General features: G+C 74.0%; 12 protein-coding genes and 1 tRNA gene. 10 read left to right on the top strand and 3 right to left on the bottom strand.

Annotated elements, in window-relative coordinates:
- Positions 1-47 precede the first annotated feature (47 nt).
- From mihF to Q6349_RS10570, 7 genes are all read left to right on the top strand, one after another.
- Positions 48-359 (top strand): integration host factor, actinobacterial type, encoded by a 312-nt coding sequence (mihF, locus tag Q6349_RS10600; RefSeq protein WP_171248254.1) that lies wholly within the window; start codon positions 48-50, stop codon positions 357-359.
- A gap of 22 nt (positions 360-381) precedes the next feature.
- Positions 382-1038: a guanylate kinase gene (gene gmk / locus Q6349_RS10595; protein ID WP_171248255.1), complete on the top strand. Its 657-nt coding sequence runs from the start codon at positions 382-384 to the stop codon at positions 1036-1038.
- A gap of 75 nt (positions 1039-1113) precedes the next feature.
- Complete coding sequence (gene rpoZ / locus Q6349_RS10590; protein ID WP_171248256.1) at positions 1114-1452, top strand: DNA-directed RNA polymerase subunit omega; 339 nt, start codon at positions 1114-1116, stop codon at positions 1450-1452.
- 22 nt (positions 1453-1474) lie between these two features.
- The gene (gene coaBC / locus Q6349_RS10585; RefSeq protein ID WP_304604056.1) at positions 1475-2710 is read left to right on the top strand and encodes a bifunctional phosphopantothenoylcysteine decarboxylase/phosphopantothenate--cysteine ligase CoaBC; all 1236 of its coding nucleotides are present in this window, start codon (positions 1475-1477) and stop codon (positions 2708-2710) included.
- Between the two features lie 74 nt (positions 2711-2784).
- Complete coding sequence (gene metK / locus Q6349_RS10580; RefSeq protein WP_304604055.1) at positions 2785-3993, top strand: methionine adenosyltransferase; 1209 nt, start codon at positions 2785-2787, stop codon at positions 3991-3993.
- A gap of 36 nt (positions 3994-4029) precedes the next feature.
- Positions 4030-6162 (top strand): primosomal protein N', encoded by a 2133-nt coding sequence (locus Q6349_RS10575; RefSeq protein ID WP_304604054.1) that lies wholly within the window; start codon positions 4030-4032, stop codon positions 6160-6162.
- Positions 6163-6180: 18 nt separating this feature from the next.
- On the top strand, positions 6181-6927 hold the full coding sequence (locus tag Q6349_RS10570) for an MBL fold metallo-hydrolase (RefSeq protein ID WP_304604053.1): 747 nt from the start codon (positions 6181-6183) through the stop codon (positions 6925-6927).
- Between the two features lie 4 nt (positions 6928-6931).
- Here the strand turns inward: Q6349_RS10570 and Q6349_RS10565 are convergent, their stop codons facing one another.
- The 3 genes from Q6349_RS10565 to Q6349_RS10555 all read right to left on the bottom strand — a co-directional run bounded on the left by Q6349_RS10565 (position 6932) and on the right by Q6349_RS10555 (position 10791).
- Positions 6932-7765 (bottom strand): metal-dependent hydrolase, encoded by an 834-nt coding sequence (locus Q6349_RS10565; protein WP_304604052.1) that lies wholly within the window; start codon positions 7763-7765, stop codon positions 6932-6934.
- 131 nt (positions 7766-7896) lie between these two features.
- Positions 7897-8946: a glucose 1-dehydrogenase gene (locus Q6349_RS10560; protein ID WP_304604051.1), complete on the bottom strand. Its 1050-nt coding sequence runs from the start codon at positions 8944-8946 to the stop codon at positions 7897-7899.
- A gap of 9 nt (positions 8947-8955) precedes the next feature.
- Complete coding sequence (locus tag Q6349_RS10555) at positions 8956-10791, bottom strand: glycoside hydrolase family 15 protein (RefSeq protein WP_304604050.1); 1836 nt, start codon at positions 10789-10791, stop codon at positions 8956-8958.
- Between the two features lie 124 nt (positions 10792-10915).
- On the opposite strand from Q6349_RS10555, the gene Q6349_RS10550 reads away from it, so the two are divergent.
- From Q6349_RS10550 to Q6349_RS10540, 3 genes are all read left to right on the top strand, one after another.
- Positions 10916-11000 (top strand) — tRNA-Leu (locus tag Q6349_RS10550).
- Positions 11001-11179: 179 nt separating this feature from the next.
- The gene (locus Q6349_RS10545) at positions 11180-11389 is read left to right on the top strand and encodes a hypothetical protein (protein WP_304604049.1); all 210 of its coding nucleotides are present in this window, start codon (positions 11180-11182) and stop codon (positions 11387-11389) included.
- Positions 11390-11498: 109 nt separating this feature from the next.
- Positions 11499-12656 (top strand): AI-2E family transporter, encoded by a 1158-nt coding sequence (locus Q6349_RS10540; protein ID WP_369810822.1) that lies wholly within the window; start codon positions 11499-11501, stop codon positions 12654-12656.
- The last annotated feature ends 30 nt before the right edge of the window (positions 12657-12686 follow it).

Below are 12686 nucleotides of genomic sequence, written 5' to 3'. Positions count from 1 at the left end.
TCGAGGGAGCAGTACTCCCTGTCGGTCCGACTGAGTAGGTGACTTGCGTGGCCCTCCCTCCCCTCACCCCGGAACAGCGTGCGGCGGCCCTCGAGAAGGCAGCCGAGGCGCGCCGGGTGCGCGCCGAGATCAAGAACCGTCTGAAGTACTCCCAGGGGTCGCTCAAGGAGGTGATCGAGCAGGGTCAGAAGGACGACGTCGTGGGCAAGCTCAAGGTCGTCTCCCTGCTCGAGTCGCTCCCCGGAGTCGGTAAGGTGAAGGCCCGGGCGATCATGGAAGAGATCGGGATCGCCGAGACCCGCCGGGTCCGCGGTCTCGGACCGCACCAGTCCCAGGCGCTGATCGAGAGGTTTGGCTGAGATTTCCGCACCATCCGCCGCCGTGCCGGCACCCCGAGACACCGTCGTCCCCGACGATGCGCGAGGCCCGGCACGGCTGACCGTGCTCGCCGGGCCGACCGCCGTCGGCAAGGGAACCGTGTCGGCGGACATCCGCGCCCGGTACCCCGAGGTGTGGCTGTCCGTGTCCGCCACGACCCGGTCACCCCGCCCCGGTGAGGTGCACGGCGTGCACTACCTCTTCGTCACGCCCGAGGAGTTCGACCGGATGGTCGCGGAGGGGGAGATGCTGGAGTGGGCGGTCGTGCACGGCCGCCACCGGTACGGCACCCCGCGCGGCCCGGTCGAGGAGCACCTGGCCGCCGGCCGTCCGACGCTGCTCGAGATCGACCTGCAGGGAGCCCGCCAGGTGCGGGAGGCGGTGCGGGACAGCGCACTGGACGCCCAGTTCGTGTTCCTGTCCCCGCCGAGCACCGAGGAGCTGGTCCGGCGCCTCGTGGGACGCGGCACGGAGGACGCCGAGGAACGCGCGCGCCGGCTGGCCACCGCCGAGGTGGAGATGGCGGCCGAGCCCGAGTTCGACGTGACCATCGTCAACGACGACGTGACGCGCGCCACGGACGAGCTCGCGGGACTGCTGGGCGTCCCCGGGGCCGAGGGTGAGGAACGCCGCCCCGAGCCCTCGCACGGCGGACGGTAGACTGGCCAGCCGAACCCCTGATCTTCCACCGGTGGCGCTCGCCACCGGCCCCGACCTCTGCTTGGAGTGAGACACATGGCAGGAACGACGCCGCAGCCGATCGGCATCACCGACCCGCCCATCGACGACCTGCTGCAGCACAGCGAGTCCAAGTACGGGCTGGTGCTCTACGCGGCCAAGCGGGCGCGCCAGATCAACGCCTACTACGCCCAGCTCAACGAGGGGCTCCTGGAGAACGTCGGTCCGCTCGTCGAGGCCCGCAACCAGGAGAAGCCGCTGTCGATCGCGATGCGCGAGATCAACCAGGGGCTCCTGACCGCCGAGCCGGCCCCCGAGCCGACCGAGTCCGCCTCGACGCCGGCCGACCCGACGGCCGAGTCCGAGCACGCCGTGGGCGACGACGAGATCGTCTGAGCCGAGTGCGCGGGCGTCGTCGATGAGGATTCTGCTCGGGGTCTCCGGCGGTATCGCCGCCTACAAGGCGGTGCTGCTGCTGCGCCTGCTGCGCGAGCAGGGCCACGCGGTGCGGGTCGTGCCCACCGCGGCGGCGCTGCGGTTCGTCGGCGCGCCCACCTTCGAGGCGTTGTCGGGCGAGCCGGTGAGCGCCGAGGTGTTCGACGACGTCGAGAACGTCCAGCACGTGGCGCTCGGGCAGGGTGCCGACCTCGTGATCGTCGCTCCGGCCACGGCGGACCTGCTGGCGCGGGCTGCGACGGGACGCGCGGACGACCTGCTCACCTCGAGCCTGCTCGCCGCGCGGTGCCCGGTCGTCATGGCCCCGGCGATGCACACCGAGATGTGGGAGCACGCGGCCACCCGGGCCAACGTCGCGACGTTGCGCGACCGGGGGGTCCACGTCATCGAGCCCGCGTCGGGCCGTCTGACCGGCAAGGACACCGGTCCCGGTCGGCTGCCCGACCCCGAGGAGATCGCCCGGGTGGCACTGGCGGTGGCGGCCGGTCCCGCCGAGCCGGTCACCGACCAGGACCTGACCGGCCGGTCCGTCGTCGTGTCGGCCGGGGGTACCCGGGAGCCGATCGACCCCGTGCGGTTCGTCGGCAACCGGTCCAGCGGTCGCCAGGGTGCCGCCCTGGCCGCAGCCGCCCGGGCCCGCGGTGCCCGGGTGACGCTCGTCGCGGCCCACGTCGCCGCGGACCTGACCGACCCGTTGGTGGCCGCCGGCGTGGAGGTCGTGCCGGTCTCGACCACCGCCGAGCTGCGGACGGCGGTCCGCCGGGCAGCGGTCGGCGCCGACGCCGTCGTCATGGCCGCCGCGGTCGCGGACTTCCGGCCGGTGGCCGCCACCGAGGCCAAGATCAAGAAGGTCGCCGGGCAGGCGCCGCCGTCGATCGAGCTGGTCGAGAACCCCGACGTGCTGGCGGAGCTGGCCGCCGAGCGGCTGCGCGCGGGACAGGTCGTCGTCGGGTTCGCCGCCGAGACGGGTGACGAGACGGGCGGTGTGCTCGAGCACGGCCGCGCCAAGGCGCGCCGCAAGGGTGCCGACCTGCTGGCCGTCAACGCCGTCGGCGAGGCGCTCGGGTTCGGCACCGAGGTCAACGAGGTCACGCTGCTCGACGAGCACGGTGAGACGGTGGCGAAGGCCGCGGGCTCGAAGCGGGAGGTGGCGGACGCGATCTGGGACGCCGCCGTCGCCCGGATGACCGCATCGTGAGATTGTCTCAGCATGTGAGCGACCGGAGTGCTCACATGGCGTCGTCCGGCCCCGGTGAACCGTAGGCTGATCCCATGACCGAAGCGCTGCGCCTGTTCACGTCCGAGTCCGTGACCGAAGGGCACCCGGACAAGGTGTGCGACCAGATCTCGGACGCCATCCTCGACGCGCTGCTCGCCCAGGACCCGCGTTCGCGCGTCGCGGTGGAGACCATGGTCACCACGGGGCTGGTGCACGTGGCCGGCGAGGTCACCACCGAGGCCTACGTGGAGATCCCGCAGATCGTGCGCGAGGTCGTGCGGGGGATCGGCTACACCTCGTCGTCCATCGGGTTCGACGGCGACTCCTGCGGCGTGTCGGTCTCCATCGGCCAGCAGTCGCCCGACATCGCCCAGGGTGTCGACACGGCGCTCGAGCGTCGGACCAACGCCGACGACCTCGACCCCTACGACGCACAGGGCGCGGGCGACCAGGGTCTGATGTTCGGCTACGCGACCGACGAGACCCCGTCGCTGATGCCGCTGCCCGTCTTCCTCGCGCACCGGTTGGCCGAGCGGCTGGCCGAGGTGCGCCGCACCGGCGAGGTCGCCGGGCTGCGACCGGACGGCAAGACGCAGGTGACCGTCGGCTACGACGGCGACCGCCCCGTGAGCCTGGACACGGTGGTGCTGTCCACCCAGCACGACGCCGACCTCGAGCAGGACAAGCTCGCCACCGAGGTGCGCGCCCACGTCATCGACCCGGTCGTGGCGCAGGTGGCGGGTTCCGCCGGCATCCGGACCGACGAGGTGCGGGTGCTCGTCAACCCGACCGGGCAGTTCGTCATCGGCGGCCCCCAGGGCGACGCGGGGCTGACGGGCCGCAAGATCATCGTCGACACCTACGGCGGGATGGCCCGGCACGGCGGCGGGGCGTTCTCCGGCAAGGACCCCTCGAAGGTCGACCGGTCGGCCGCCTACGCGATGCGCTGGGTGGCCAAGAACGTCGTCGCGGCCGGGTTGGCCCGCCGCTGCGAGGTGCAGGTGGCCTACGCCATCGGCAAGGCGCACCCGGTGGGGCTCTACGTCGAGACGTTCGGGACCGAGACCGTGGACCCGGTGCGTATCGAGGCCGCGATCCGTGCCGTGTTCGACCTGCGCCCGGCGGCGATCATCCACGACCTCGACCTGCTGCGGCCCATCTACGCGGCGACCGCCGCCTACGGCCACTTCGGGCGTGAGCTCGAGGAGTTCACCTGGGAGCGCACCGATCGGGTGGAGGAGCTGCGTGCCGCCGTGCGCTGAGCGCACGACGTCGGTGGCTCGTGGTGGCATAGCCCTGTGACCACCCCAGACGAGCCCGAGCAGCCCGCCCTGCTCGGGCTCGACGACGTCCCGGCCGCCCCGCGGCGCCGGACGGGGCGCAAGCCCGGCAGCGAGCCCGCCGCGGTGGACCCCGTCGCCCGCGTGGTCCTGGACCTGTCCCCACCGCACCTGGACCGCGAGTACGACTACCTGGTCCCGGCGGCGATGGCCGATGACGCCGTGCCCGGGGTGCGCGTCCGGGCCCGGTTCGGGCCGCAGGACGTCGCCGGGTTCGTCGTCGCGCGCTCGGCGACCTCGGACCACGAGGGGCGCCTGCAACCGCTGCGGCGGGTCGTCTCCGCGGATCCGGTCCTGAGCCCGGCGGTGCTGGACCTGGCGCGTCGGGTCGCGGCCCGCTACGCGGGGACCGTCCCGGACGTGCTGCGGCTGGCCGTCCCCCCGCGCCACGCGCGGGTCGAGGCGGAGGTGCTCGCGCAGCTCGCCGACCTGGACGACCGGACGCACGACGGGGTCGTCCCGCCGCCGTCCGCCCCTGCGGGGGAGGGCTGGCCCGGCGTCTGGGCACCGTACCGGTCGGGCGAGGCGTTCTGCCGTCACCTTCTGGGCGGCCAGGCGCCCCGGGCCGTCTGGACGCCGCTGCCGGGGCTCCAGCCACCCGCGGGCGAGGAGACGGCGGCCCGCGTGCCGCACTGGGCCGCCGCGATCGCCGGTGCGGTGCGGGCGGCGCTGGCCGGCGGCCGGCGGGCGCTCGTCGTCGCCCCGGACGCCCGGGACGTCGACAGGATCCGCGCCGCGCTCGAGGCCGCCGGGGTCGCCGACGTCCGGACGCTGCAGGCCGAGGACGGTCCGGCGCCCCGCTACCGGTCCTTCCTGCACGCCCGGCACGGACTGGCCTCGGTGGTGGTCGGGACCCGGGCCGCGATGTTCGCCCCCGTGCCCGACCTGGGGCTGGTCGTGCTGTGGGGCGACGGCGAGGAGACCCTCGACGAACCGCACGCCCCGTACCCGGCCGCCCGCGAGGTGCTGGCGATGCGCTCCGAGGCGGAGGGTGCGGGGTTCCTGCTCGGTTCCCCGGGCCGCACGGTGCAGGCCCAGGCGATGCTCGCGCGCGGCTGGGCCGCGGAGATCGCGGCCTCGCGCGAGGTCGTGCGGGCCCGGGCGCCGCGGGTGCGCGCGCTGACGTCGGTCGAGCTGGCGTCCGAGGGCCCGGGGGCGGCCGCACGCCTGCCGACGGCCGCGTGGCGGACCGCTCGGTCTGCTCTGGAGCGGGGACCCGTGCTCGTCCAGGTGCCGCGGACCGGCTACCTGCCGGTCGTGGCGTGCTCCGCCTGCCGGACGGCCGCACGCTGCACCCACTGCCACGGCCCTCTCGGGCTGCGGGGTGCGCGCGCCACCCCGCAGTGCACCTGGTGCGGCCGGCTCGCCGGCACCTGGCGCTGCGACGAGTGCGGCCACGACCGCGTGCGCGCCGTGCGGGTGGGGTCCGAACGCACCGCCGAGGAGCTCGGACGAGCCTTCGCCGGGGTGCCGGTGCGGGTCTCGGCCTCCTCGGCGCCCGGCGGGATCCTCGACCACGTCGAGGAGCGTCCCGCCCTGGTGGTGGCCACCCCGGGTGCCGAGCCGGTGGCCGAGAACGGCTACGCGGCCGCGCTGCTGCTCGACGCCGCGACGGCCACCGCCGGTACCGACCTCGCGATGGCCACGCGTGCCCTGCACCGGTGGATCGCGGCGGCCGCGCTCGTGCGGCCCGGTCCGGACGGGCAGGTGCTCCTCGTGGGGGACGCCGCGCCGGCGCCGACCGGCGCGCTGGTCCGCTTCGACCCGGCCGGGCTGGCCGAGCGGGAGCTGGACGAGCGTCGCGAGCTCGACCTGCCGCCCGCGGTCCGCGTGGCGGCGGTGACGGGGGACGCCGACGCCGTACGCGCCGTCGTCGACCGCGTCGCGCTCGCCACGCCCGAGACCGTCCTCGGCCCGGTCGAGCTGCCCGCCCACGACCGGCTCGAGGCGCGGGTGCGCGTCGTCGTGCGCGTGCCCCTCGCCGACGGCGCGGAGCTCGCGGCCCAGCTCCGCGCGTCGACGGCCGTGCGGTCGGCCCGCCGCGAAGGCGGCCGGGTGCGGGTGCAGGTCGACCCGCAGGAGATGCTCTAGGGGCGCTAGCTTGCGGGCATGACCTTCCGCGCCGTGGCCCCGGACGTGCTGGTCCGCACCAGCCGGCGCGACGTCACGACGTCGGTCCTCGCCCTCGGGCCGCGGCGCGCGACCGGGCGGCGTCCCGCCCTGCTCGTGGACCCGGCCTGGGACGACGACGAGCTGGAGGGGATCGCCGACGAGCTGGTCGCGCGGCAGGTGCGGGTGGCCGCCGGGCTGTCGACGCACGCGCACCACGACCATCTGCTCTGGCACCCGCGGTTCGGGGCGGGGCCGCGGTGGGCGTCGTCGCGGGCGACGGAGGTCGTGCGGAGCCACCGGGACGTCCTGGACGCCGTGGTCCGGTCCGAGGGCCGGCGGGAGGCCGTGCTGGAGCTCTTCGCCGCCGTGGCCGCGCTGCCGGGTGACCGCGTGCCCGACCCGGACGGTGAGCTGCCGCGCTCCGAGCTCGTCGTGCACGACGCGCACGCCCCGGGGCACGTGGCGCTGTGGCTGCCGGACGCCCGTGTCCTGGTCGCGGGGGACATGCTGTCCGACGTCGAGCCGCCGCTGCCCGCGGACGAGATCTCCGGAGACACCGACCTGGTCGGCTACCGCGAGGGGCTCGAACGGCTGGCCCCGTACGTGGCGCGGGCCGAGGTCGTCGTGCCCGGGCACGGGACGCCCACCCGGCACGCGCGCACCCGGCTCGACGCCGACCGCCGGTACGTCGACGCGCTGCTGGCCGGGCGCGACCCGGACGACCCCCGGGAGGCCGCGCGCTGAGCGCTCAGCCCAGCGACGCCACCGCGGAGGTCAGCAGCGCGGTGCCGTCGTTCCAGGCGCCGTTGGCGTCGAACCCCATCTGGGAGAGCACGGCCCAGGCGACGCCCACGACGGCGTAGACGCTGACCGGGGTCATGACGAGCCACTCGCGCCAGGAGCCGGCGTCCCCGAGCACCGGCACGGCGATGTTGCCGGTGCGGCCCCACATGTCATCCAGCGGGAGCCACCGGTGCCGGCGCACCCATCGGGGCGAGCCGAAGCGGATCGGCCACAGCAACGGGACCCCCTGGGTGGTGACCAGGTCGCCGAGGATGTGCACCGTGGCGCCGAGGCCCACGCAGAACGGCATCCAGTACCACTCCTCGGGGGCGAACACCGCGATGAACAGGGCCAGGGAGATGGACGACGTCCAGGTCCACCAGCGTCGGCGCCCCGTCAGGTGCAGGGCTCGGAGGGCGAAGGCGACGAGCAGCACGGCCATGATGCCGGGGCCGATCAGCACCTCGCCGAACGTCTCGGTGCTGATCGTCAGGAAGCTCATCGCCCACGCGATGAGCGTGAAGACCGCGATCCCCAGGATCGAGTGGGTGCCGTTGCGGTGGCCGCCGGAGATGGTGCAGACGAACTTCGTCAGCGCCTCCGACAGCGGCGGCAACGAGTGCGAGATGGTGCCGTTGTGGTGGTCGGCGTCCGGCAGCAGGGCCGCCCCGGCGCAGACCAGGGCACCGGTCATCACGCCGACGTCGGACACCGGGTACCACCCGAAGGCGATCGGGGTCGAGGCCGTGACCGCCACCCAGGCGGCTGCCCCGGAGGCGGCGTGGTGCCCACCCATCATGGTGCGTCGTCCTCCTTCGTCCGGTGTGCCCCTTGATGACCGTTTGGTCGGGGTCGGACGGAACGCTACACCTCCCTCGCGAGCACCGCAGAGCCGGGCGCTGCCGGCGCGATGGTCGACGCGCGCCCAGGTCAGGCGAGGTCGACGACGACCTTGACGTCGTCGTCCTGCGGCGTGAGGGCCTCGACCGCGCGGTCCAGGGGCAGACGCCGGGTGACGAGGCGCGCCAGCCAGTCGCGGTCGGCCCCGGCCAGGGCCTCGGCCGCGGCGCGGTAGTGCCGGAGGTTGGCGTTCACGGAGCCCACGACGACGTCGTTCTCCAGCACGACGGACCGGTTGGCGGCGCCGGCGTCGACGGGCACCTGGTGACCCGCGGAGGAGATGCCGGTCAGGACCGTGATGCCGTAGGGCCGCGTGGACGTGACGGTGTCCATGACGACGGCGGGTGCGCCGGTGCACTCGACGATCACGTCCGGCTCGACCCGGTCGGCCACGGCGGTCGGGTCGTCGTGGTGGTAGGTCGCCCCGAGGTCGCGCACGAGGCCGGGTTTCGGGCCGTCGGTCGCGCGGTCGAGGACGTGCACGTCGAGCCCGCGCCGGGCTCCGACCAGGGCGGCGAGCAGGCCGATCGGCCCGGCGCCCGTCACGAGCACCCGCTGCGGGTCGAACCACGAGCGCGCGCCGATCCGGTCCACCTGCTCCCAGGCCTTGGTCACGACGGTCGTGGGCTCGAGGAGCACGCCCACGTCGGCCAGGTCGGGGTCGAGGCGCACGGCGCGGTCCGCCGCGACCGTCCACCGCTCGGCGGCGAAGCCGTCGACCTCCTTGATCCCGTGCTCGGTGAACAGCCCGTTGCGGCACATGTCCCACTCGCCGTGGGCGCAGGCGCCGCAGGGCACCGGGTCGGGACGGCGGACGACCCCGACCACGAGGTCGCCGGGGGAGAACCCGGAGTCGTCCGGCGCCTCGCGGACCCGTCCCAGGGACTCGTGACCGAGCACGAGCCGCTCCTGGCCGGGCGGTGGGGCGCCGTGCTCGCCGCGGGCGATCTCGTGGTCCGTGCCGCAGATCCCGACCGCCACGCCGTCGACCAGCAGCTCGTCCGGACCGGCGACAGGGTCGGCCACGTCGGTGACGGCCAGGGAGTCGGCCTGCCCGGGGACGATGGTCAGTGCTCTCACGCGTGCTCCTCAGTCGGTGGGATGCTCGGGCATGCCGGTCATGTCGGTGCCGGCGCCCCGGATGCCGGACAGGATGCGCGCGGAGTTCACGACGCCGAGGTGGCTGAACGCCTGCGGGACGTTGCCGAGCTGACGGCCCGCGGTGACGTCGAACTCCTCCGCCAGCAGCCCGAGGTCGTTGCGCAGACCGAGCAGCCGCTCGAACAGCGCGTGCGACTCGGCGTCGCGGCCGATCGCGTGCAGGGCGTCGACGAGCCAGAAGCTGGCGATCAGGAACGTGCCCTCGGTGCCCGCCAACCCGTCGACGCCGTCGGCGTCCTGGCGGTACCGCAGCAGCAGGCCGTCCCGACCGAGCTCACGCTGCACGGCGTCGACCGTGCCGATCACCCGGTGGTCCGACCACGGCAGGAAGCCCACTCGGGGAATGAGCAACAGGGCCGCGTCGAGACCGCGGGACCCGTAGAACTGGGTGAAGGTGTTCCGCTCGGCGTCGTAGCCGTGGGTGAGCACGTCGGTGCGGATCGACTCGCGCAGCCTCCGCCACCGGTCGACCGGTCCGTCGAGGCCGAACCGCTCGACGCCGCGGATCATGGCGGAGACACCGGCCCAGGCCATGACGCGCGAGTGCACGAACGCCCGCTGCGGTCCGCGCACCTCCCACAGACCGTTGTCCACGTCGTCCCAGTGACCCTCCAGGTGGTCGAGCAGGGACCGTTGCAGCCGCCACGTGTCCTCGTCCTCGGCGATCCCGTTCGACCGGGTCAGGCTCAGGCCGACGAGGGCCTCGCCCCAGACGTCGAGCTGGAGCTGGTCGGCGGCGCCGTTGCCCACGCGGACCGGGGTGCTGCCCTCGTACCCCGGCAGCCAGTCGAGCGTGGTCTCCGGGAGCCGGCGCCGGCCGTCGAGGCCGTACATGATCCGCAGATCCGCCGGGTCGCCCGCCACCGAGCGCAGCAGCCACTCGCGCCAGGCCTTGGCCTCCTCCCGATGGCCGGTGCTGAGCAGGGCCAGCAGGGTGAACGCGGCGTCGCGCAGCCAGCAGTACCGGTAGTCCCAGTTGCGGACACCGCCGAGCTGCTCGGGCAGCGACGTCGTGGCCGCCGCGGCGATCGCCCCGGTCGGGGCGTAGGTGAGCGACTTGAGCGTGATGAGCGACCGCCGCACGGCATCGCCGTAGCGTCCCTCGTACCGGGTGCGGCCGACCCAGTCGCGCCAGTACTCCAGGGTGTCGGACAGGGCCTCCTCGGCGTCCACCGGCTCGGGGACGGGGTCGTAGGAGCGGTGGTAGCTGAGCACGAAGGAGACGCGGTCGCCGGCGGACACCTCGAAGCGGGAGCCGATCGTCTCGCCCGAGACGGTGTGCGGAACGGTCGCGGCGAGGTTCAGCGCGTCGGGGCCCGCGACCGCGCAGACCGTGCCGCTGCGCTCGGTACCCAGGACGCTCGGCGACTCGGTGACCCAGGGGACGACGGCCCCGTAGTCGAACCGTGGGCGCAGGACGCTCTCGACGGCGACGCGGCCGCTGACGCCCTCGACGATCCGGACCATGTCGGGGGTGCGTCCACGCGGCGGCATGAGGTCGGTCACCCGGACGGTTCCGTCGGGCGTCTCCCACTCCGTCTCCAGCACCAGGGTCTCGCCGCGGTAGCGGCGCCGCGTGCACGTCCCGGCGCCGGCGGGAGCGACGCGCCACGACCCGTGCGAGTCGTCCCCCAGCAGGGCCGCCAGGCAGGCCGGGGAGTCGATGTCCGGCAGGCAGAGCCAGTCGACGCTGCCGTCGCGCCCGACGAGGGCGACCGTCTGCAGGTCGCCGACGATGCCGTAGTCCTCGATGCGCAGCGCCACCCGCTTCACGCTAGGGCAGCGGCGTGACCTGCGCCACGGCTCGACGGTTTGCAGGTCAGGGGCCTCGCCGTGCTATCTTTCTTACCGCGCCGGAACGGAGCAGGAGCTCCGGGACGGTCCACTCGTCCGGGTGGCGGAATGGCAGACGCGCTAGCTTGAGGTGCTAGTGCCCGTTATAGGGCGTGGGGGTTCAAGTCCCCCTCCGGACACTCGTTTGAGACAGCGACGTCGAAGGTCCCCGGTTCCACGACCGGGGGCCTTCGTCGTTCTCGGGCCGACGTATCACCGAGGAGCGTCGGGCTCTCCTCCACGATGAGGTGCGCGAGTCCCACCACCACTCGTGGGTGGGTAGGGGCTGCCCGCCCGGCTGCGTGCCGGCACCTCCGGCATGACGTGGGACGAACTCATCGAGTTGACGACGGAGAGCGACGTGGAATCTCAGGACACGCGGAGCGACCGCTCGCGGCAGGCTGCCGAGGCCTCTGACCGGGTGAGAGCGGCGGACGCCGCCGTGGCCGAGCTGCAAGCGACGATCGACGCGGCGCTCGCCGAGCTCAGGAGACTCCGCACCGAGGCGACCAGCACCACCGAGGACTGACGCATCGTCCGGGCGTCCCGGCCCGCGGACGTGCGCCGGGACGGCGGGTCCTCGTGCACCCAGCACGTCGGCGCAGCACACTGGTCTCGTCCGAGGTGGAGGGAGTGTCGTGGCGGAGGCCAGGGAGAACGTCCCGCAGTGGCTGCGCAGCGCGGCCGGCTGGTCGTGGCGGCTGGTCATGCTCGTGGTGGCCGTCGCGCTCGTGGTGTACGCCACGGCCCAGGTGCAGTTCGTGTTCTTCGCGATCTTCCTGGCGCTCGTGCTCACCTCGGTGTTCAGCCCGCTGACCGACCTGTACCAGAAGGTGATGCCCCGCGCGCTGGCCACGGCGCTCGCGCTGCTCAGCGGGGTCGTGGTGTTCGGCGGCCTGATCACCTACGTCGTGGCGTCGGTGGCCGGGCAGTGGACCGAGCTCGGCGGGCAGTTCGAGACCGGTGTGCAGCAGATCCTCGACTTCCTCGAGACCGGGCTCTTCGGCCTGTCGATCAGCGCCGGTCAGCTCCAGGAGTGGCTGGACTCCGGGCAGCAGTGGGTGGCGGACAACGCGGAGAACCTGGTCGGGCAGGCCGCCGAGAGCGCCGGGTCCGTGCTCGAGGGGTTCATGGTCGCCGCGCTGGCGATCTTCCTGACCGTGTTCTTCGTCTACTCGGGCGAGCAGATGTGGCACTGGTTCCTGCACCAGGTGCCCGCCGAGCACCGCCGGCGGTGGGTCGAGGCGGCCGGTGCCGGCTGGTACACCTTCTCGGGCTTCGCCCGCGGCACCGTCATCATCGCGTTCATCGACGGCATCCTCGCCTTCGTCCTCCTGATGATCCTCGGGGTGCCGCTGGCCGCACCGCTGGCGGTGCTCGTGTTCATCGGCGCGTTCATCCCGCTCATCGGGGCGCCGCTGGCGATGATCATCGCCGCCGTCGTCGCCCTCGCCGCCGAGGGATTCATCACAGCGCTGATCGTCACGCTCGGCATCGCCGCCATCGGCCAGCTCGAGGGACACGTGCTGCAGCCGCTCATCATGGGCAAGCAGGTGGCCCTGCACCCGGTGGTGGTCGCGGTGGTCGTCCTCGCGGGAACCGTGCTGGCCGGGCTGCTGGGCGCGGTGGTGGCCGTGCCGCTGGTGGCGGTGGCCTGGACGGTGTTCTCGACGCTGCGCGGCGACCGGCCCGTCCCCGTGCCACCGGGGGCGATGGCGTCGCCGGATCCCCCCGACGACGACGGCGACGACGAGCCGGGCCCGGCGCCGGGGCCCGAGGGCCGCAGGGCGGTCTGACCCGCGCCGTCGCGCGTGACACGATTCGCC

This window comes from Isoptericola sp. 178, from assembly GCF_030586525.1.
Taxonomy (GTDB): Bacteria; Actinomycetota; Actinomycetes; order Actinomycetales; family Cellulomonadaceae; genus Isoptericola; species Isoptericola sediminis.
The sequence above is the reverse complement of the archived record's forward strand: the minus strand, read 5'-3'. Positions and strand labels throughout refer to the sequence as shown.